The sequence below is a fragment of the Pseudobdellovibrionaceae bacterium genome, from assembly GCA_019637875.1.
Classification (GTDB): domain Bacteria; phylum Bdellovibrionota; class Bdellovibrionia; order Bdellovibrionales; family Bdellovibrionaceae; genus JAHBUW01.
Genome location: JAHBUW010000001.1, coordinates 32,996 through 54,233 on the forward strand (window position 1 = coordinate 32,996; position 21,238 = coordinate 54,233).

Genomic DNA, 21,238 nt, shown 5'->3' on the forward strand with positions numbered 1-21,238 from the left:
TATGCTGATCGCCGCGGGACTTGCGGCGCGGTTAACGGAACTGCGTGACGTCCCGTACGGAATCGATTCGGATCAAACCCGCGTTTTGTTGGTGGGGCGGCAGGCGCTCGCGACCGGGCAGTTCCGAGTTTACGCCGATGAAAGCACGCGATTCGAGGCGATGTCGTCGTATCTTTTCGCTTTGTCCGAGAAGTTCTTCGGCGATGCGCGTGTTCTGAGTTTCATCTTTTCTTTCGCGGATTTAGTTTTACTGGGATGGCTGTTGCGTCGTCGCGGGACCTCTTGGGAATTCACGCTGGGGGGCGTGGCGCTTCTGGCCGCCAGTCCATTCGCCATTTATTACGGTCGCATTTCGGGCCCGTGCGTGGGAGCTTCGACGATCTTGCTCGCCTTCTTTCTGGCGCGCGCGCGTTGGTCGCGAACCTTATGGCTGACGCTCGGTCTTTTCTATTACTCGATCCTGCGTTTGCTTTGGATTTATGAACTTGCGGCCGGCGTCTATCGGCGCGACTGGAAGCGGGCGGGGGCCGGTGTGGCCGCCTTGGTCATTTTGCTTTCGGTGTCGGCCTTGGTGTCGGATTTGGGGACGGACACGCAGCTCCGTGGGGGATACAACTTCCATCTTTCCCCGGAGGAACTGGGCGCGCGGGTCGTGGACGGAATCAGAATTTGGATGGGGCCTCCGTCGGCGCGGATGTGGGAATCGAACGACTCGCTGGTCACCGATCCGGTCAGCAGCGGTTTTGCGTGGGTTCTCGGCTCGGCTCCCGCGATGGGCGTGGGATTCGCGCTTCTTTTCCTGTTGGCTTGGATTCAGTTTGGCCAAGATCTCTTCACGCGGACGCGCGCGATTGGCTTGCGTGAGGCGGTGACCGAGCTTCCCTCCGAGACGAAATTCTTTCTGATTTCGTTCTTCGCCCTGATGTTGAGCCCGACGTACTCGCACGCTTTGTTTTTAGCGCCGTTGGCGGTGTATTTCGTGATCTTGGCCTTTGTCCGCGTCGCCGATTCTCATTTTGGCGTTAGGGTGGTCGTGATGATCGCCTTGGTGATTTCGTCCTGGTCCGGTCTCGTGCAGTCGGGGCGCATGTGGGATCATTTGCGGCAACCCGGTCAGTTCGACGAGACCTTCGCGGATCGAGTGCGGGGCATTTTCGAAGAGCACATCTTGAAAGAAGAGTTACGGGTCACCTACTACACTCCCCAGCATTATGACGTGGCCCGTTTCTGGGCGGCGAAAAGCGACGGGCGTGTGACCGCGCTTCCCCCTTTTGACCCCGCCGTCGCCGTTCGCAGTCTTGAATTGACGGCTGCGGGCAACAGTCAGGTCGTTTATTTCGACGTACAAAAACTCAATACGCCATGGCTCGATCATCCCGAGGCTCAAGCGGCGTTCACGATGCAAGACGAGATCGAACAGCGAATGAAACGCGCGGCCGAGGTCGTTGACCGTTCCGAAATCAAAGTCTTCGGTCAGGTTGTCGCGCGCCGGTATGTGATTCGCTTTCGGTGAGGAGCCTGACCGAAAGTCGGGGTTCCTGACGAGCCAAACGTTTTGACTTTTAGAAGGGGCGCGCTTCAAATATTTGCAAGCCTCAGCATTGGAGTGTTCATGTCGCAAGAGCCTGCTAAAGAAGTCAATCGCCGCGGCCAGATTTGGATCAGCCCCAGAGTGCAGAGCTATATGTTGATCCACGGGATCATCTTCGGCGCGTACTTTCTGATTATCTTCGGTATCGCCGAGTTCTTTTTCTTCGAGAAATTCAAAACCGGCTTAGAGGCTTCGGGCCTTCCCGCGAATCACGAGCTGGTTCGTTATTTCTACGACTACCAATGGGTGAAGGTTCTTTTCATCGTGGGCTGCTCGATGGTCGTTTTGCTCGTTTCGACGCTGCAGATGCTGTACGTATCGCACCGGATTTGCGGCCCGATCTACAAAATGACCAAGATCATGGACGAAATGGCCAGCAAACCCGACAAGCAGGGTGAAATTCGTTTCCGCGAACGCGACTTCTTTGAAGAGCTTGCCGACGCCGCCAATCGTTTGTTCTCGAAGTACAAACTTGTTCCGAAAGACGAACCGAAATCATGAAGTTCCTGCGTGCCGTGATCGCGGTCATGGTTCTGGGGGCGCTGCCGGCGTGGGGATCCTTCACGCTAGTCGACGATACCTCGGGCAAACGTTACCGCTGCAGTGAGGTGGGCGGCTTGGGTGCCGCGGATCCCTCCTGCATCGAAAAAGTTCGAACCTATTGCCGCTCGAACAGCAGTTACTCTCCGAATGAGTGCTTCGATAAGGCGACCAAGGCCTGTGGTTTGGGCGCGAACATGAAGGACTGCGTTCCGAAAAGCCACGCCACTTGCCGCTCGACGACCTCGTTCGATTCGAAGGCGTGTTTTGACCGCGCCCTTACCGGTTGCGGCGGCCTTTAAAAATCGACACGGCCGCGTAGAATCGCCTCGAGCGCTTCGGTTTCCTCGGCCCAGTAGCGGTAAGTTCCAAATTCCGGGAAGATTTTAGGGAACGAAGGATCGTCCCAACGCCGCGCGATCCAGCCCGCGTAGTTCAAGATACGCAGTCCCCGCAGCACGGGAATCCACGCCATCTGCTCATCGGGAAATTCGCGCAAATCTTCGTAGCCGCGGATCAGGGATTCGCGGTCTTCTTCCGTCAGACTTTGCAGGATCATCCAGAAATCCTGAATGATGGGCCCGTGCATGCAGTCATCGAAATCGACGAGCAAAAATCCGTCACGATTGGAGAGTAGGTTTCCGCGATGGAAATCGCCGTGGATGCGTTGATAAGAGTCGGGATCGATTTCGTCTTCGAAACGAATGATGAGGTCTTCCGCGGCGTCGCGGTAACGCGGCCACATTTCGGGTGAAACGAAACGCTCGAGGTGCATCAGCACGTCTTCCGGAGTGTAGGGGGAAAAACCGAGCTCGGGGCGATGCTCGAAGTCACGTTCCGCACCGATCATATGCATTTGCGCGAGCAGGCGTCCCACGGACTCGGTTTCGCGCGGCAAAATCTCGTCGGGCATGCGGCCGTAGGCTTTGGGGAAAACCGTGTACAGAAGGCCGGCGTGGGTATGAAGGGTCTTGTTTTGTAGACGCTCCGGCGGAACGACGGGGACGTCGGCCTCCCAGAGTTCCCACAGGAAGTCGTGCTCGTCCTGAATGGTTTCGGCGCTCCAGCGACCGGGACGGTAAAATTTCACGACCTTGCGGTCGCCGTCCTCCAAAAGCACCTCAAAGACGCGGTTTTCGTAACTATTCAATTGTCGCAACTCCCCCGTGGGGCGCAGTTTCTGCGACTCGATTGCCTCGAGGATGATTTCGGGCTCTAATCCGTAAAATGAGGTTTTGGTCTCTGACACGCGCGATCTCCCAATCCGATAAGGCCGTTGCGCCTGTGCCCGAAACTCTGGAGATCGGCGGCTTTCAAGTCAAAGTGATTCGCCGCTCGGGCCTGAAAAACATGACGTTGCGGGCGCAATCGGCGGGCGAATTTCGTCTGAGCGTCCCGCTGCGGCTGGCGCGTCGGCATATCGTGGATTTTCTGGAAAGCCGCAAAGACTGGATGCTTTTGCAACATCAGAAGTACGAAGGCTTGCGCACATGGACGGATCGTGACGGTTCCCTCGGCGAAAAGTTCTGGTATCTGGGCGAGCTGCTGACGTTGAAAGAGGGCGTCACCTTTCTGAAGAAACCGATCGTCGACTTTCAAGCGCCCCATCTGTGGTATCTGTGGCCCGAAAAGAAATTCGCCCAGCGCGAATCCGCCGAGGGGCGTGACGAAGTGCTGAAAACGGTCCGTGCGTACTTCCACAAAAAAGCGGCGGCTTTGATCTTGGAGCGGGTCGAACATTTCGCGAGCGAGATGGGCGTGCGCCCGAAAGACGTGCGTTTTCGCAATCAACGTTCGCGTTGGGGCAGCTGCAGTTCGCGCGGCAATTTGAACTTCAATCTAAAGTTGATCGGCGCGCCGCTCGACGTGATTGATTCGGTCGTCGTGCATGAGCTGGCGCACCTGGTTCATCTGAACCACTCGCCGGCGTTTTGGAATTTGGTCGAAAAATTCTCGCCCCATCATGAACGCGCGGATCGCTGGCTGAACGAACACCAAATGGAGCTCTTCGCATGACGAACGAAAAAATCGTGATTGAAGTGTGGTCGGATATCGTGTGCCCCTTCTGTTGGATGGGGAAACGTCGGTTGGAACGTGCGCTGGATGCGACCGGTTTGACCTCGCAGTTCGTGGTGGTCCACCGTCCTTATCGTTTGAGCCCCGGCGGTCCGAAGATCCCGATCCTCGAGATGATGCGCACGAAGTATGGTTTGACCGAAGAGCGAGCGCAGCGGAATTTCGACGGTATCAAACAGCAGGGACAAGCCGACGGAATCGACTTCAATATTCCGGGGACTTTCTTGGGCGACTCGCTGGACGCGCATCGATTGGCGCTTTGGGCGGGGACGTTTCATCGCGCGAACGAGATGGTCGAGCGTCTGCACCGCGCCTATTTCACCGAGGGACGAGACATCTTCGACCGCGCGGTTTTGATCGAGCTGGCGATCGAACTGGGCCTAGAGGCCCAAGGGGCGAAAGACGCCTTGAACTCGGACCGCTTCGAAAAGCAGGTCCACGAAAGCGAGGCCGAGGCCCGCTCCATCGGCGTCCGGGGCGTTCCTTTCTTCGTCTTCAAAGGTGAGCACGCCATCAGCGGCGCGCAACCCCGCGAAGTCTTCGAAGGGCTTCTCCGCGAGCTGGCCGTCTCAAACTGAGACGTTTTTGAAGCGCTTACGGGGCCCGCTGTCGAACAATTTTCCGTTTCCGGGGGGCGGTGGCCCTCACGGAAACCCGAATTTCCGAGTGATCCCGCGTACAAATCGGCGGAATAGGAATTGCTGATACCTCTGTTTGGCGAGGTATTTATGAAAAAGCATACGACTCCGTTTCTCATCACTCTTTTGGCATTCACCGCCACCGGATATCTGACGGCTTGTCAGAAAAAGGGCAGCGGCGGAACCTCGCAAATCACCGGTGTGCAGTCGCGGCCCGCGCAGCCCGCGAAAACCACCACTTCAGATGCTCAGCCCCAACTCCAGAACGGAGATAAGGACAAAGCGAAAAACCTGCCCGAGCAGACCGATCCGCAAGCCGTGAAACCCGGTGGGACCGTGGCGGTGGCGACACCTCCCGCGGCGAAGGCGGCGACGGACTCTTCGGAGTGCGTGTGGGGCGATGAGCCCGCGTGCGATAAGCTGGATGACGACGCTCCCGCGGAAGTCGCGCCGAGCGGCGTGATTGCCCCTTCGGGCGTCGTTGATAAAGCCCCCGTGGCGCCCGCGACCGACGAGGCGGGAACGCCGCTTCCTTCGCCCGGAGAGCAGACCGCCCCGGCGCCCGGCGCGGACGCGCGCTTCCTGTCGCGCGAGTACACCGGCGCGGCCGAGGACGGCTACCGTCATCACCTCATGTCCGTGATGGCCGATCGCATGAAGAACTCTGAAAACAAGTCGGCGTACTACAAAACGGCCGAAGCGATCACGCGCGTGAAAGCGTACCTGCAAGACGGCGTTCTGCAGGTGACCATCAATCACAAAGAGTCCGGTAAAGACAAAGTCACGATCCTGGGTGGCCCCTTGACCGCGGAAAGCGGCGCGGCCCGTTTGGTCGTGATGAACGGTTCGGTTCGTCGCGGGAACGACGTGGATAAAGGCGTCTTCGGAAAAACGGCGATGTCGGGTGTGGCCGTTTGCGCGGACACTTCGAGCGGCCGTTGCCACGTGATGGTGATCCGTCTGGAAATCGGCGCGAAGAAAATCCCCGTTTGGGTTCTGCACCGCACGACCAACGCGGACATCAGCATGGCGGACAAAAAAGAATTCCACGGCAGCGACGCGCTTCGCACGTTCTACGGATATTTCGCGAAGACCAACTCGGCCGTGCTCGAGAGCGTGAAAACCGTGATCGTCGATTCGTTCGAAGTCATCCATGGCGCTTCGGGAATGAAAATCACCGCGCTGATGAATGACAACCAAGTGGTTTCGGCTCGCGGTCCTTTGCTGGCGCCGAAAGAGTCGATCCTGACGAATGTGGAATGGCGTCGCGATCTCGAAATCCAGGATCTTTACGACCAAGACGCACGCAGCGGCTTCAAATCTTCGCTGCAACAGTCTTTGAAGTCGGTGCACTTGTTGACCAACGACGGCCGTCGTGAATTCACCCTGAACTACGGTTTCTCGGGTGGCGCGCAGACCGACCTTGACGTGACTTACATCCGGATCCCGCACACCGTGCGCGACGTTCTGGAAATCCGCACCATCTTGAATGAGATGCGGGTTCGCTCTGAACTTTAATCCCCCCCGGTGGCCTCGTCGCTCGTAAGAGCGGCGGGGTCATCACTTTTTACAGCGCCAACTCCAAGATCAAATCCCGTTGGGGATCGTTGCCGAGCACGAAGGTGTGTTCGCCGACCTCTTTGAACCCGTGCTTCGCGTAGTAGGCGAGGGCGCGGCGGTTGTGCTCCCAGACGCCCAGCCATAACGAATCGCAACCGCGCTCGCGCGTTCGCCGTAAGACCTGCTCCATCAACTTCTGCGCGATTCCTTGCCCGTGAAAACGGGCGTCGACGTAAATACGTTGCAGCTCTAAAGTCCGCTCACCGGTGACGCCTTGCTCGCGCGTACCTTCGGTCAACATGAAGTAGGCGATCAGCTCACCCGCTTTTTCGGTGACCCAGATTTCACGGCGGGGATCGGCGATTTCGGCGGCTTGGATCTCGGGCGTGTAGTGGGTTCGGCAATAAAGATCGAGGTCTTCGGGCGCGTTGTCGGCCGCGAAGGTCGCGCGAAAGGTCTGTTCCGCCAAGCGGGCGAGGGCGGGGGCATCAGTCGAAACAGCGGGACGGAGTGTGTCAGTCATATTCTGCTCTTATATGACGGGGATGGTGCACCAGGAAATCCTTACCCAGAGCGGCATTCGTGACACCTGGCCTAGCCGTTGCTATGACCACCACGCATTGCCAGAGTAGGCGCAAAACGCCTCTCTTAATTCGAATACGGGGGATTACATGAAAAAGTCGGCCCTTTTGGCCCTGATTTTCGCCTTGGCGCTGGTGTCACAAGCTCACGCCACAAGCAATTCGACACCGGACGATGATTGTCCTGGTGCCCACTTCTGCGATCCGGACGGTCGAGACAACACCGGTCCCGATAGCGACTGGGATGGCGAACGCGAAGAAGATCGTGAGCCGGGTCCCGACGACGTATTCGACGAATTCGGTGGCAATAGCGAGGGCGGTTCCGAAACTTTCTTGAACGGTATGATCGACGGGCGCATCGAGCGCGGTGGTTATCGCCCTGGCCGGCCGGGTCGTCCCGGTCGTGACATCTGCGATCGCAACCGCTGGCATCCCGACTGTCGGCCGGGCCGTCCCGATCGCCCCGGTCGTCCTGGTCACGGGGGCCCGCACCCCGGCCCCGGTCCGGGCTATCCTCCTCCGGGACACGGTCCCGGTTACCCGCCTCCGGGTCCCGGCCACGGTTATCCCGATGTTTCGGTGACCGAGCGTCTGATCATCAACCGTCCCGTGCGTTTCGAAAGCCTGGAGATCAACTTGATGCTCGGCCGGATGATCGAACGTCTGCGCGGTTATGAGCTGACCGGAATGCAGGTCGTCGTCGTCGACGGCCGTACTTACCGTCCCGGTTCGGCTTCGGATCTGGCGTTGGTCGTCAACGGTCGCGTGGAAGACAGCGTCCGCGTCTTCGACTCGGGCCGTCCCGGTTACGCAAGCGCCTACAGCCTGCGTCCCTACCGTGGGGCCGACATGGGTTTCCGCGGCGAGCGGATCCAATTGGCTGTCCAAGGTGAGGTTTTTATCGGCGAAATCCAGCTGACTTTCCGTCGTCTGCGCTGAGTCAATAGCGGGGCGAAAGCGAAAGCTTGAGCCTCGCTCCATTCAGGGGTGAAATACGATGCGAATCGTATCTCGCTCTTGAACGGACTCGGGGGGGACAAATGGAAAAGAAAACGGAACAACCGTCGAAATCGGTGTTCGCGGTCAATGCGACGGCGAGCCTGAACTTCAAAGACGGATCAATCGAAGAGCAGGTTCGACCCCTTACGGAAGAAGAAGCTCGCGCGCAAATGTTGAAGCGCAATGAACAGCGCCAACAGCAGACGAGTCAGGGCGAAAAGTCCTTGAGCGTTTCTCAGGCCTCGAGCGAGGCTCTCCGCATTCTCGAAAATCAAGGTTTTGGACGCACCATCAACGCCGCCGCGCAAAGTCTGCTGGCGAATGGATTTTTGAGTCCGGCTTCACCTTTGGTGGGTGGAGGCGTCGCCGAAACGTCCACCTCCACGAAGAAGACTTTGGTTAAAACCACTCCGACGGCGTCGAAGCCCATCAGTGAGCCCGGCACCGCGATGCCGATGGTGGCGGACTACATGGACTACCGCCGGTTCCTGCAGGATTTTTACCTGTTCCGCCGCGAGCAGACCAAAAAGAGTCTGCGTCCCTATTCGTATTCGACTTTCGCGGCCGCCGCGAACATCAAATCGCCGAATTATCTGAAGATGATCATCGAAGGTAAGCGTAACCTGTCCGTCGAAATGATCGGACGTTTCGCGAAAGCGACGGGTCTGTCGAAAGCCGACGCGGATCAGTTCCGCATGCTGGTGAATTTCAACCAAAGCGCGGACCCTTCCGAGCGGAACTTGCTCTTGAAGGACCTGTCCGACATGCGCGTCGAACGCCAGCTGAAGGCTGGCGAAATCGATCGCAAAGCTTGGGATAAGCTCCCCAGCTGGGTCGCGTGGGTTTTGTACGCGGTGATGGATCAGGCGGGCGTCGATTTCAAAATCGAAAATCTGCGCGAACTTCTGCGCGGGAAAGCGAAATCGGACGAAATCGAAGCGGCGATCAAATCCTTGGTCGACAGCGGCGAGGTCCTTTTCGACGAAGCGACCGGCATCTACACCAAATCTAAAAATCGCGGTGACGGGCTGGAAGAGATTCCCGTCGCGTTGATCCGTAAGTTGCAAGCGCAGCTGATGCTGCTCGGTTTGGAGAGCTTGTATCAAGATTCTCCCACCGAGCGGGAATTCGGAACGCTCACGCTGGCGTTGACGCAAAACGAGTTCGAAGAGCTGCGTTTCAAACTTCGTCAGATGCGCAAACAGGTTCACAAGGACATCTCGACTCAGCGGATGCAGACACCCGGTGAGCGCGTGTACCAATTGAATCTGCAACTTTTCCCCGTGACGGATAAAGCTACGACCTGACATTCGCGCGCGAAAGACATAGCGTGGGACCTTCCAACGGAGGCCCACCATGTTGCGCATTCTACTTGCCGGAATTTGGCTATTTCTTTTGAGCTGCTCCACGTCCTCTATTGGTGGGGACGCGCGCCTGCGTGGCGTAGGCCAAGGCTCGGATCTGCTGTGGACCGAAGCGCAATCACGTAAAGCCCGTTTGGATAACGTCGCCTACACATTGAAGGTTGATCTGACTCCCGAAGGCGACGAGTTTTTGGGAAGCGCCACTTTGAATTTCGATCTGAAGGACCCTGCGCAGGCCTTGCGCGTGGATTTTTTCGAAGGACGGGTGACCCGGATCGAAATCAACGGCCAGGCGCAGCCGCTGACGATCAAGAAAGACTACTGGGTGGAATTGCCGGCGGCCGCGCTGAAAGCGGGGGCGAACACGGTGGCGATCGATTACGCGCAAAAGTATTCGCGGACGGGACAGGGACTTCACCGCTTTAAGGATCCGGAAGACGGGCAGTTCTATCTGCACACCCAATTTCAGCCCTTCGACGCCAATCGCTTCATGCCTTGCTTCGATCAGCCGGATTTGCGCGCGACCTTGAAGCTTCAGGTCACCGCGCCGATGAAGTGGCAGGTCGTCACCGCGACGATGGAGACCTCGAAAAAAGCTTCGGGTTCGCACCAAGTGTGGGATTTCCCGCCGACGCCGAAAATCGCGACCTACCTGTTTTCGCTGCATGCGGGTCCTTACCAGATGATGCGCGATCAGTACGGTGACGTGCCGTTGCGGATTTTCGTGCGCCCGGCGCTGGCGAAATACTTGAACTCGAACGACTGGTTCATGATCACGAAGCAGGGATTTCGCTTCTTCGAAAACTATTTCGGCGTGAAGTACCCGTTCAAAAAGTACGATCAACTGATCGTTCCGGAGTTTTCCTTCGGTGGCATGGAAAACGTCGCCGCCGTCACTTACACCGAAAGCTCGGTGACGCGCTCAAACCCCACGCGCCGTCAACGTCGTGGCGTCGCGGGTCTGATGCTGCACGAAATGGCGCACATGTGGTTCGGCGATCTGGTCACGATGGCGTGGTGGAACGATCTGTGGCTGAACGAAAGTTTCGCGACCCTGATGTCTTCGATCGCGGTGGCGCAGTCGACCGAATTCAAAGAGGAGTGGCAGGGCTTCGCCGCGAATCTGAAGCGTTGGGCGTATATGCAGGACGCGATGGAAACGACCCACCCCATCGAGGCCCAGGTCAGCCGCGTGAAAGAGGCGCTCGCGAATTTCGACGGCATCACCTACAACAAGGGCGCCGCGGTGATGAAGCAGCTGCGCTACTACATGACCGAAACGGCCTTTCGCAAAGGGATTCAGGATTATATGAAGACCTATGCGTACAAAAACACGACGCTGCCGGATTTCATCGGCTCGCTGCAGGCGCATACGCAAAAAGACCTGACCTTGTGGGCGGATAGTTGGTTGCGGCAAAGTGGGACCGATCAGGTCGCCACAAATTGGGCGTGCGAAGGCGATAAACTGAAAGCGATCACGCTGACCATGACGCCCTCGAAAGGGGCACAGTTCCGCCCGCAGGCCTTGGAGGTCGGTCTTTTCGGATTGAAGGGCGATCGCGTCGTTGCGTTGAAGCAGGTCCGTGCCGAGCTGAACGGTCCCGCGCCGCTGACGCTGAAGGGCGATTGGGCGTGCCCGGACTTCGTTTACCCGAACAACGGCGATCACGCTTACGTGAACGTGAAGCTCGACCCGAACAGCCTGAAACTTCTGGAAACCCGTCTGTCCGATATCCAGGACTTGTTGGTGCGGTCGCTCGTATGGAACGACCTGTGGCGGATGGTGCGCGAAAGCGAACTGCCTTTGAAAAACTACGTCGCCATCGTCGAACGGAATTTCCAACGTGAAACGGACGAGATCATCCTGCAGCAGGTGGTCGGCACGGTGGGCGGGGGCTCGTCGGTTCTGACCTACTGGCCCGTCGATTCGGATGAGCAGCGTGCGGCGCGGACGGAGTTCGTGCGTAAGTTCGAAACCGATTTCCTCGCGCGGTTGAAGCTGACGAGTTCAGGTTCGGACGGGGAGAAATTCTGGGTCGACAACTTGATCCGCTTCAGCGAGACGCCCACCGGGCTGGACGCGATGGCGGGATGGTTGAAGGCGAATCGGGTGTCGACGCGGATGCCGCTGGATCCCGATCGGAAGTGGGGGATCGTGCGTCAGCTGGTGCGTTTCAATCACGCGAGTGCGAACGAAGCCTTCGAACGCCTGAAGGCCGAAGACCGTTCCGACCGGGGCGCGAAGTCCGCGTTGGCGGTCGAGGCGATCACGCCTGCGGCGGAGGTCAAATCGAAATGGGTGAATGAGATCACCAGCAAAACGGCCAGCCGCCCGCTGGAAGAGCTGCAGGTCGTGGCGTACTCGCTGTTTCCGCAAGAGCAGGACGCGCTGAAAATCAAATACGAGCCCGCGTTCTTCGACTATCTCGCAAAAAACAAAAATTCCGAGGACGAGGCGCGCAGCCGCACCGTCATCCAAGGGCTTCTGCCTTTGCGTTGCGAGACGAAAGCGTCCGTGAAGCTGAAAGAAACCATCGAGAAAGATCGCGATATCAACCCGATGGTTCTGAAAAGCATCAAGATGTCCTTGGAAGAAGACGAGCGCTGCCAACGTATCCGTCGCTCTTTTTAGGGAATCAGTCGTATTTGCGTTGGAATTTGTAAACGGTCTTTTTCGTACCGACGATCTCGGTGACCTTCAGGTCCACGATGACTGAACTCGAGTTGACTTGCGAAACGCAGCCATCGGTCACCGAGGTCGATCCACCCGAAAGACGACCGGTGACGGTCGGACAAACGGGAAAGCCGCTCTGATTTTTGATCGAGATCTCGTAGTCGAAGACACCAGTGGCCCCATCCGCGCGACCCATCACCGCGATGAAGGCCACGTCTTCGAATTTACGCGTGGTCGGTTTGGACACGAACTGCACCTGCCCGAAAACTTTCGGTGCTGAGGTGTAAGAGTAGTTGAAGATCTCTTCGAACGTTTGGCGCACGATGCGGGGATCGTCGACGATGAGCGATGCGCTTTCGTCCAAGCGTCCGCAATTCTGAAACACCAAAGAAACCAACAGCAGCGAAACGAGAATAAGTTTGTTTTTCAGCGTTCTCATGGCCACACCGACCCGTCCGTGATGGAGCGAAGGTATTTCAGCACCAAGGCCGACTCTTCGCGGGTGAGATTGGGCACGTCTTTCATCAGCGTTTTACTATTCAAGTTCATGAGCGTCGCGGTCGTCGCTTTCGTGCGCAGGCCATAGGTGTCCGGAGTCGTATGACAATTCATGCACGAGAAAAACGGCGAAACGGTTTGTGTTTTCTTGTTCAAGATCTCGCGGCCTTTGGCGAGATCCGGATCGGGTTGGGTCGGGTCGGTGGGTTTCACGGGTTCGACGTATCCCGGTTTCAATGGTGCGATCGCCAAGGGTCCGTACGTGATCGTTTGCAATCGCGAACCTTCGATGATGTCGATTTGGACATTGAACTTTCCCTGCTCGGTGCATTTCAGAAGGAAGTGCGTGCGCAGGAACTTATCCACGGCGATTTCGCATTTCGCGGCGGCCGCGACGCTGGCGGCATCGGCGGACTGGACGCGCAGCCCGGTGATTTTTGCCTCGGGTGCGGATTTCATGGTTTCGACCATAAAAGGTAACGTCAGTCCCGTGCGGAAAGAGGCGTTGTCGTAAAGTGCGGTCACGGGTGACGCCGCGTGCGCGCTGAAGGACAAGAGCATGCTGGTGACGAGCACTCCGTATTTCATCACAGCACCTGCCAGCCCGGTGAAACGCAAAGGGTGAAGAGCACCGGCGTCCAAGCGGCGGCGTCCACGTCTTCGCGACCCAGCATGACCTGCATGGACTGCAGGACAGAGTCGGGGGGAAGGGGGGCGCTACGATAGAAAAGGCGGAAGGCCTTCAGGACGTTTGCTTTATTTCCGGCGGGCTTTCCATCCGAAGCGATTTTTCGAAGGGCGAAGGTGCGCGACGTCGTGTCGGAGCTTAAAGCGCGGCACAGGTGCTCCATGACCCCTTGTCGCGAGGTCGAAGTTTCCGCGTAAAGCGAAGCCTTCATGGACGCCGCACTGTTCGTCACCGCGCAAGTCCGAAATCCCGAGTTGGCAATCGCGTTCTTCGCGTTTTTGTAGTTGTACTGCTCGTAGGGCGAACAGGGGGAAGCGAAATTTCGCATGTCGGTCGCGACGTTGTCTTTGTCCAAAGCGGTGACGCGAGCACCGAAGACCGAAGTCAGGTGGTTGACTAAAAGGACGCGGTCGTAGATCAAGTCTTTCGCGTTCACTTCGATTTTGTCTTCGCGGAACGGCGTGGGGTCGTGATCGCGGTCTTCGTGTTCGACGTCGATGCTTTGCGTGGTCAGGACCTCCGACGCGAAGTCGGCCTGCTCCAAGCCGGGAGCGCAATTCTGGAACATCATCACGGTGCAGACGCCCAGTAGGGCCAGCGTCAAGGTGCGCTTAGACATTCTTCAGCTCCTTGACGTTGGGTTCGTAGTTACGGCTTGGGTTCAGCAAGAGGATACCGTTTTCCGAAACGGCGCTCACGCCCAGCATATTGCAGATCGTGTTGGCGATATCCTGCACGAAGATGGCGCGGCGGAAATCGCCGAAGTTCGCGGCGCGACCCCAGGTACCGGTGTACTGGTCGGACGACGTTCTTTCGCCTTTTTTGTGGATGTTGCCGATCAAGCCGAATTTCGAGATCTTGCCCGAAATGATCGTCGAACTTGCTCCGTAGAAGCCGTGGTCCGAGCCGCTGCCGTTGGCGCGTGGCGTGCGGCTGAATTCCGATCCGATGTGGATGACGGTTTCGTCGAAGACTTTGGCTTTTTTCAGCTGACCGACGAGTTCTTGCAGGCAGTTGACCATCGCGCGGTAGTACGTGCTGGTGATCATCACCGAGGGAACGGCGCCGAAGCCGTGCTGGTCGTGGGTGACCTGCACCGCGCGGCCGTCGGCGCTCAGGCCCGAGATCGGTCCCAAGGGCATGACGACCGACGAGGTGATGTTTTCGGTGACCATGATTTCCGCCAGCGCGAAAGCGTCCGCGAAACCGTTGATGGCGGGCGATCCCGCGAACAGGTTGCGCAGGTCCCGCGAGTTGGCTTTTACGCCACGGCTTGAAATTCCGAATTTATCCGATCCGTCGGCGCGCACGGCTTCCGTGAACATGCGTTGAATGGAAGCCATCGCGAGGGCCTCGCTGACGGCGTCTTGATAACGTTTGTGGGTCGCCGACCAGCTCTTGAAAACATCGAATTTTCCACTGGTGATCAGGTCGATGGCCTTGTCGTAAGCATTGGTCATCGCGGTCGGGCGTACGCCGATATCGTAAGCGTAGTTGTCGAGTTCGCCCAAGGCGTCGGCCATCGCGCGTTGCCAGTTGGCGTCGTTCAAATCCGATTTTTCGCGGGGGCGGAAAGGACGCATCAAAGCCTGCAGCGGGTTCGCACCTTTATCCAGGATGGCCGGGGCCGCGGCGGGGGAGCGGAGCGAGCGGTACGCGTCGCCCGCGGGATTGCCAACGCCGCGGGTGGCGGCAACGACCGAGGAAAGCGGCAGGGACGAAGCGTCGGCCATGCGGCCAGTGATCGAATAACCGCCGATGACCGGTGCGACTTGTCGCTTATTCGAAAGCGCGTGGTTGTTGATCTGCATGTCGACGCCGCGGAACATTTGCGTGTGCTGAAGAAGATCCACGGCTTTGTCACCGGAGCGGGGGTAGGCCCAAACGGGGGGCAGGTAGTAGGTTTTACCGCCATTGGTGAACTTGAAATTCTTGTGGATCGCGGTCGCGACTCCCGAACCGCCTTGGATGAAGTTGCCGAAGCCACCCTTGATGTAGTCAGAGGTCACGCCATGGGGATTCTGGACTTGGTCGAAATACCAGCGCGGCGGTCCACCGGGCATCGTGAAGTGGATGTAGAACGATTTCGCTCCGGTCGCGGCGTACGCGCGATTGTAAATGCTGCCGATGAGGATTTCCGCGATCGACGCGCTCATGCCGGCGGCGCCCATGCTGGTCGCGGCCAATTTCAGAAATTCGCGGCGTGCGGCGTTGTGGCGGGAACTCATTTGGCCTCCACGGCGGACTGGAAGTCGCGCGACTTGAACTGTGACGATGAAACGATGCTGTTCACCAGACCGCGCAGGTTTTGATTCGATTGCAGATTCTTCGCGAGCTGCAATACGAACGCTTGATGTTTGCGGTCCATGGCGAGCTTCGCTTTGACCTCGGCGGTGGCGTTTTTCGGATTCGCCGGGATCGATTGCAAAGGAACGTCGATGCCGGTGAAGAACTGGTAGTAACGTTTCGCCGCGCACTCGTAGAGATCTTTCGAACCCGACAAAGCCTGGCCGATTTGCGCGACCGAGGTCACCCGGGTCGTCGTGACTTTATCTGAGCGGAAGGGACGGTAACGAACGTAACCTTCGGGAGCGGTCTCGGCGTAGGCTTTCGCGCCCGCGGTCGCCGGGAAGCGGGTGACCGCGTAGGTGGCCAGGCCCACTTGTTGGCTGCCCTCTTCCTCGAGCCGTGCGGCCGATGCGCCCACGTAGAAGTTGCGGTACACGGAAGCCATCGGGTCGATTTGCGCGTGACAGACCATACATGTCTTCTGGCGGTGGAAGGCGTGCGGCGAATTCGCGATCAACATGTCCTTCACATCTTGTTCCGTCAGCGTGGGTAGCTGGTGGCAAAGCAGGTCCTCGTAAACGCGTGAAGTGAGCACGCGATTGGTTTGGTACAGTTCGTCGGTGGGCGCGGTCGCTTTGTACCCCGGCGGCAAGTTTGCGTTCGTGATGATGAATGAGGGGCTGCCGACGATACCGCCGCCGAAGCTTTCGTTCAGGGCGACTTTGGTTGAAGCGGCCGCGCGCGCTTCGGCCGAGATGTCCGGCGAACCGATGGCGGTCGTGCGGCCGGGGACCGCGATCGAATCCAGCGTGAAGATCGGCATTTCTTTGATACCGACGAGCTCACCGACGGTGATGATACGACCGTCGGGAACGATTTCGCGGTCGGTATTTGCGCCGGCGCGATAAGCGATTCGCAGTTCGTTCACGTTGGTAAAGGCGGTGAGTTCCGTGGGGTACGCGACCAAACGTTGCGCGCGGAAGATCGACGCATTTTTTTTGTCATTCGGACGGACGCGCACGCCGTGCAGGGACGTTTTTTCGGTGACGATGCTGCGATAGGCTTTACCGGCGAAAAGCGCGCGCGTGACGAAGAGCTGCGGTTCTTCCAGGTCGTTGATCAAACCAAAGGTACGGATTTGTTGCGTTTGACCGTTTTCACTCACACGCTGCTGGAACCACGAACCGTGGAAGTCGTTGAAGGTACGCAAGATGGCGCGGGCTTGAACGTCGTTCACGCTCGCGATGCGGCCACTCGATCCGATCTTCGCTTTATCGAAGAGCTGCATGCAGGCGACGGCGCCTTTCAGCTCGCCTTTTTGGACTTTCACCCAAAGGGCATCGTTGGATTCGGGAATGTTGCGGACCATACGTTTGAAACAACGCTCAAAAATTTCTAATTCGCTTAGGTTTCCGGCGAAAGCATGCGAACCCAGCGAAATCAGGCTGAGTAAGGTGATTAACTTTGTTGCAAGTGTGTTTCGCATTTCGTCCCTCTGAAACCAGATTAGGCAATGCGAGGGGGGAACTGGACTGATGAATCCTGGCGGGTCGTCCCGGGTTGAGACAAAGCGCCGAGTCCTGCGATATAAGAGGGTTCGCACCGTTCGCGTCTCGAATTTATCGGCGCGAACGGCGTTTCTTTGAAGTCCGTCTCAACTTTTGATCAAGACTTTCCAGAACTGAGACGCGATTTAGTCGGCGCAATTCACGATGATTTTCGTATCACGCTCGATGTGGGTATCCGAATATTCGAAGAACACGTTGATCTTCGGATCGTTCTGCTCGTCGGGGGTGACGACGTTGCCAGTCGCTTTGTCGATCATCACGCCATTGATGCAAGGGCGTTCCGCATCTTCATCGAAACCCGCGTCGACGAAGAAATAGGTACGATCCGACTCTTGATCGAGTTCGGCGTTGTCCGTGTTTAGAGCTTTCGAGGCGATTTCGTAAGCTTGGTCGTCGGTGATCGCCGCAAGGGCGGGAAGGGCGAAGATGAAAGCGGCGGAAAGGGTGGCGATGAGCAGTTGGCGCATGGGTCCTCCAAAGGATGATAGGTGGCCGCGTTTTGTCCGGGGTCGAGACAAAATCCAAGTGAGGATTCGGAAAGTTATCATGCAGTTCACGCACAGATGCGGCGCGCATTGCTAGATGTATAGGCAGATCGGCGTTGTTAGAAGAGGTGTCAGAAGGATCCCGAATCAACGCCAAACATCATCAGGGTTTTGTTGGGTTGACATTAGCATTTGCTGAAAAGCAGCGCAGAATGTGGATAAGTCTGTGGAGCGCGTTGATAAGTCGGCCGTCAAAGCCATATCCATCAATGCGTTGGTGACAAATCGTCCCTGGACCAAAGCTTAAGGTGCCTTAAGAAGCGACATTTTTGGACGTCGAAAAAGCTCAGAGGTTCGGCTTGGCCCCGGGTTTCAGAAGGGTGGCGACCGCACGAAATTCGGAGCCGATCGCGCTGATGATGTCCGGTGCGGACGGACCGCTGGACGTTGCGAGCGCCGCGGCTTCAAGATCTTGGCAGAGCTTCCCCAGTCGGAGCGCGCCGATCGCGAGGGCGTTGTTCTTCCATTTGTGGGCGAGGTCCCGAAGGGCACCGGCCCGTGCGCTTCCAAGATTTTCGCGGAGCTGAGACATCAGTCGTTCGGATTCATCGATGAAAAGTTCGGTTAGCTTCAAGTAGAGATCCGCCTCGCCGGGAATCTGGAGTTCGCGGATACGGTCACGGGCCGCGGGGTCAAGGCGGACGAACTCATCCCGCACGGGCGGCCTCCAGGTGCAGTGCTTTGAGTATCTTCTGGCGTAAGATGTCCATCGTGACCGGTTTGACGACGAAGCCGTTGACGCCAATTTCGATCAAACGACTGGCGCCTTCCATATCTGAGGTGCCCGAGGTGACGATGACAAGTTGGCGCGCGCCTTCTTTTGACTTACGGATCCACTTCAACAGTGCCTGACCATCGCGACCGGGCATTTGCGCATCCATGAAGATGAGATCGAAGCTCGCGCGCATGTCCGTCGCATTTTGAATCTTGCGGGTGGCGATGGCGCCGTCTTCCGCGTGCTGGATGTTTTGGAATGATAGTTTGCGAAGCGTCGCCTCTAGCAGTTCGCGATCGAACGCCGAATCGTCGACGATCAGGACTCTCATGAGTGAAAGACGAATACTTTGGGTGGAGTTAAGGCCGTTTTCTCCGACGGATTCCTGCATAAGAATTTTTTCGGACAACCGGGAACGGACCTTTAGCGGGGATCTGCCGAATCCGACCAGTAGACAGGATCTGGAAGAGGACTTCTTCCGGTTGTCCCGAAAGAGGACGCTCATGCTTCACGCGAAACAAATGATGAATGTGAAGTCGGACCGCCGCTTGTGGATTGGGTTCGTTATTGCGGTTGCGGGTTTGGTCTTCTTGGGTCTCTATCTTCAACGTGAAGTCGCGGGGATTCGGTCGTCCGCGAACCATCGGGCAGCCGCACGGATGACGGGCTATCGACTTCGAGAATTGCAAATTTTGATCGTGAACGCGGAAACCGCACAGCGGGGTTTCCTGTTGACGAAAGACGATAGTTTTCTGCCGCCATTTGAAGAGGCGGTCGCCGCAATTCCATCGGTTTCCCGCGATCTGGAAATTCGTTTGAAGGATCAGCCAGACCAGCTCGAAAGATTAAGTCGGGTCAAAACGTTGATTCAAATGAAGTCGGAGCATGCGGTTGCCACGATTCAATTGGCTCGAAATGGTCAACGTTCCTTAGCGATTGATCGTGTTCGGGAGGGAACCGGCCAGCGCCACATCGAAGCCATGCGCGATATTTTCAACGAAATGGATGTCGAGCAGAAGCGTCTGGTCGATCTGCGGAACGCGCGGATGGAGCAGATCCTGAGTGATTCTTCACGAGCGATGCCCATGGGTTCAGCTTTGGCCATTCTGCTGATGGCCGGGATGCTGTATTTGCTCGACCGCAATCAGCGTGGGCGGGTGGCGGTGACCCGCTCGCTCGAAACGTCGGTCCTCGATTTAAAACGTGAGCAGGATCTTTTCGCGAATGTCATTCAAACCCAGGATCAGCTGACGACCGTGGCCCTCGATTCGAATACGGTTATGGATACCGCGACCCGCTTGGCGATGGAGCTGACGGGCGCCGATGGATCGATCATCGAGCTCGTTGAAGGCGATGAAATGGTTTACTGCTTCACGGCGGGCCGTGCGTCGGCATTCAAGGGTTTTCGCGTGAAGCGCGCAACGAGCTTAAGCGGAGCCGCATTGGCCCAATGCCGGACGCTCGTCTGTGAGGACGTCATGACGGACGACCGAGTGGATCGCGAAGCTTGTTTGAAAGCGAATTTGCGTTCGATGATCGTCGTACCGCTGATGCACGGTGATCGCATGATCGGCGTGTTGAAGAACTTCTCTTCCGAGCCGCATTTCTTCGATGAACGTTCCGTGCGCGCGATGACGATGATCACCGGACAGCTGTCCGCGGCGTTGGGACGCGCGCAGGAATTTGCCGAAAAAACTTCGGTCATCGCGGATCTCGAGAGTGCGAAAGTTCAACTGACGGAATCTCGGGATCAAGCTCAGTCGGCGACGCAAGCGAAGTCTCGCTTCGTCGCGAATATGTCCCATGAGATCCGTACGCCTTTGAACGGGATCTTGGGCATGGCGGGACTGCTGCTCGACGGGGAAGTCCTTTCCGCCGAGGCTCGTAGTTACGCCCAGGCCATCAAAAGCTCCGGTGAAGATTTGTTGCGGCTTGTGAACGACGTTCTGGATTTTTCGAAAGCCGAGTCGGGGCGTATGGTCTTCGAGACGGTCGACTTCGATCTGGTGAGTTTACTGCAAGATCATGTCAAATCGGCGCGGCTCGGCGCACGTCAGAAGGGAATTCAGCTGCGGTTGGAAACCGATCCGCGAATCCCGTCCGTGATGCGCGGGGATCCGGGACGTCTGCGCCAGGTCGTGGCGAATCTGGCCGGGAACGCGATCAAATTCACGAACCAGGGCGCCGTCAGCGTGACGGTCACAAGGGTGGATGCTGGCGGCGAAGTTGCGGAGCTTCGATTTGAAGTGGCCGATACCGGGATCGGAATTTCCGCCTCGGCGATTCCGCAGTTGTTCCAAGAATTCGTGCAGGCGGACGTTTCGACGACCCGTCAGTACGGTGGTACGGGATTGGGGCTTTCCATTTCTAAACAGCTCGTTGAAAAAATGGGCGGCGAAATCCAGGTCGAGTCCGCGCTGGGGGAAGGATCAAAGTTTTCGTTTACGCTGAAGCTGCCGATCGGGGCGACCTTGAGCTGCGGTCCGACCCCGAGCGATTCGCGCGGTTTACCGACGGGTGATCGTTCATGGCGGATTCTGGTCGCCGAAGACAATCAGATCAACCAGATCATCGTGGTGCGTATGCTCGAACGATTGGGCGCACAAGTGGACATCGTGATGAACGGGCAAGAGGCCGTCGATCAGATCGGACAAAAGAACTACGATCTTATTTTGATGGATTGTCAGATGCCGGTCATGGATGGCTACGATGCGACCCGAAAAATTCGGTCCACGGGTCGCGCAATTCCCATCGTGGCCATGACCGCCAATGCACTGGCCGGTGACCGGGAGAAAGCTCTGGAAGCCGGGATGAACGATTACATCACCAAACCTCTCGACAAAGAGATCATGCGTGAGGTTTTGACCCGCTGGCTGTCGTCGTCTTCATCTTCACGGGCCGCGTAGCCCATT

The 21,238-nt window shown here is 57.5% G+C and carries 20 protein-coding genes; 10 read left to right on the forward strand and 10 right to left on the reverse strand.

What is annotated here, in order from left to right; genetic code table 11:
- Nucleotide 1 precedes the first annotated feature (1 nt).
- The 3 genes from KF767_00155 to KF767_00165 all read left to right on the forward strand — a co-directional run bounded on the left by KF767_00155 (nt 2) and on the right by KF767_00165 (nt 2,433).
- Complete coding sequence (locus KF767_00155) at nt 2-1,513, forward strand: hypothetical protein (protein ID MBX3016269.1); 1,512 nt, start codon at nt 2-4, stop codon at nt 1,511-1,513.
- Nucleotides 1,514-1,612: 99 nt separating this feature from the next.
- The gene (locus KF767_00160; GenBank protein MBX3016270.1) at nt 1,613-2,092 is read left to right on the forward strand and encodes a hypothetical protein; all 480 of its coding nucleotides are present in this window, start codon (nt 1,613-1,615) and stop codon (nt 2,090-2,092) included.
- Nucleotides 2,089-2,433, forward strand: a complete 345-nt coding sequence (locus KF767_00165) for a hypothetical protein (protein MBX3016271.1) — start codon at nt 2,089-2,091, stop codon at nt 2,431-2,433. The genes KF767_00160 and KF767_00165 overlap by 4 nt, the downstream gene beginning before the upstream one ends.
- On the opposite strand, the gene KF767_00170 is transcribed toward KF767_00165, so the two are convergent.
- A complete protein-coding gene (locus KF767_00170) occupies nt 2,430-3,380 on the reverse strand; it encodes a serine/threonine protein kinase (GenBank protein ID MBX3016272.1) in 951 nt (316 codons plus the stop codon). The two genes, KF767_00165 and KF767_00170, sit on opposite strands and share 4 nt — an antisense overlap.
- A gap of 35 nt (nt 3,381-3,415) precedes the next feature.
- Here KF767_00170 and KF767_00175 point away from each other — a divergent pair, with 35 nt between their 5' ends.
- From KF767_00175 to KF767_00185, 3 genes are all read left to right on the forward strand, one after another.
- Nucleotides 3,416-4,147, forward strand: a complete 732-nt coding sequence (locus KF767_00175) for a M48 family metallopeptidase (protein MBX3016273.1) — start codon at nt 3,416-3,418, stop codon at nt 4,145-4,147.
- Nucleotides 4,144-4,785 (forward strand): DsbA family oxidoreductase, encoded by a 642-nt coding sequence (locus KF767_00180; protein MBX3016274.1) that lies wholly within the window; start codon nt 4,144-4,146, stop codon nt 4,783-4,785. The genes KF767_00175 and KF767_00180 overlap by 4 nt, the downstream gene beginning before the upstream one ends.
- 150 nt (nt 4,786-4,935) lie before the next feature.
- On the forward strand, nt 4,936-6,363 hold the full coding sequence (locus tag KF767_00185) for a hypothetical protein (GenBank protein MBX3016275.1): 1,428 nt from the start codon (nt 4,936-4,938) through the stop codon (nt 6,361-6,363).
- A gap of 49 nt (nt 6,364-6,412) precedes the next feature.
- Here KF767_00185 and KF767_00190 read toward each other — a convergent pair whose 3' ends face one another.
- On the reverse strand, nt 6,413-6,928 hold the full coding sequence (locus KF767_00190; GenBank protein MBX3016276.1) for a GNAT family N-acetyltransferase: 516 nt from the start codon (nt 6,926-6,928) through the stop codon (nt 6,413-6,415).
- 148 nt (nt 6,929-7,076) lie between these two features.
- Here KF767_00190 and KF767_00195 point away from each other — a divergent pair, with 148 nt between their 5' ends.
- The 3 genes from KF767_00195 (at nt 7,077) to pepN (ending at nt 11,981) form a co-directional block, all read left to right on the forward strand.
- Entirely contained in the window at nt 7,077-7,925 is an 849-nt protein-coding gene (locus KF767_00195; GenBank protein MBX3016277.1) for a hypothetical protein, read from the forward strand.
- 509 nt (nt 7,926-8,434) lie between these two features.
- Nucleotides 8,435-9,292, forward strand: coding sequence for a TIGR02147 family protein (locus KF767_00200; GenBank protein ID MBX3016278.1), 858 nt, complete (start codon nt 8,435-8,437; stop codon nt 9,290-9,292).
- Nucleotides 9,293-9,341: 49 nt separating this feature from the next.
- Nucleotides 9,342-11,981: an aminopeptidase N gene (gene pepN, locus KF767_00205; protein MBX3016279.1), complete on the forward strand. Its 2,640-nt coding sequence runs from the start codon at nt 9,342-9,344 to the stop codon at nt 11,979-11,981.
- 4 nt (nt 11,982-11,985) lie between these two features.
- Here pepN and KF767_00210 read toward each other — a convergent pair whose 3' ends face one another.
- From KF767_00210 to KF767_00245, 8 genes are all read right to left on the reverse strand, one after another.
- Nucleotides 11,986-12,462 (reverse strand): hypothetical protein, encoded by a 477-nt coding sequence (locus KF767_00210; protein MBX3016280.1) that lies wholly within the window; start codon nt 12,460-12,462, stop codon nt 11,986-11,988.
- Nucleotides 12,459-13,109 (reverse strand): hypothetical protein, encoded by a 651-nt coding sequence (locus KF767_00215; protein ID MBX3016281.1) that lies wholly within the window; start codon nt 13,107-13,109, stop codon nt 12,459-12,461. Before KF767_00215 ends, KF767_00210 begins: the two co-directional genes overlap by 4 nt.
- A complete protein-coding gene (locus KF767_00220) occupies nt 13,109-13,828 on the reverse strand; it encodes a hypothetical protein (GenBank protein ID MBX3016282.1) in 720 nt (239 codons plus the stop codon). The genes KF767_00215 and KF767_00220 overlap by 1 nt, the downstream gene beginning before the upstream one ends.
- Nucleotides 13,821-15,437: a DUF1501 domain-containing protein gene (locus KF767_00225; GenBank protein MBX3016283.1), complete on the reverse strand. Its 1,617-nt coding sequence runs from the start codon at nt 15,435-15,437 to the stop codon at nt 13,821-13,823. The genes KF767_00220 and KF767_00225 overlap by 8 nt, the downstream gene beginning before the upstream one ends.
- Nucleotides 15,434-16,984, reverse strand: a complete 1,551-nt coding sequence (locus KF767_00230; protein MBX3016284.1) for a hypothetical protein — start codon at nt 16,982-16,984, stop codon at nt 15,434-15,436. The genes KF767_00225 and KF767_00230 overlap by 4 nt, the downstream gene beginning before the upstream one ends.
- 207 nt (nt 16,985-17,191) lie before the next feature.
- Nucleotides 17,192-17,533 carry a hypothetical protein gene (locus KF767_00235; GenBank protein ID MBX3016285.1) on the reverse strand — a complete coding sequence of 114 codons (342 nt, stop codon included), beginning with the start codon at nt 17,531-17,533 and terminating at the stop codon, nt 17,192-17,194.
- A gap of 364 nt (nt 17,534-17,897) precedes the next feature.
- Nucleotides 17,898-18,269, reverse strand: coding sequence for an Hpt domain-containing protein (locus tag KF767_00240; protein MBX3016286.1), 372 nt, complete (start codon nt 18,267-18,269; stop codon nt 17,898-17,900).
- The gene (locus tag KF767_00245; GenBank protein MBX3016287.1) at nt 18,259-18,657 is read right to left on the reverse strand and encodes a response regulator; all 399 of its coding nucleotides are present in this window, start codon (nt 18,655-18,657) and stop codon (nt 18,259-18,261) included. Before KF767_00245 ends, KF767_00240 begins: the two co-directional genes overlap by 11 nt.
- 172 nt (nt 18,658-18,829) lie before the next feature.
- On the opposite strand from KF767_00245, the gene KF767_00250 reads away from it, so the two are divergent.
- On the forward strand, nt 18,830-21,232 hold the full coding sequence (locus KF767_00250) for a response regulator (protein ID MBX3016288.1): 2,403 nt from the start codon (nt 18,830-18,832) through the stop codon (nt 21,230-21,232).
- Nucleotides 21,233-21,238 lie beyond the last annotated feature (6 nt).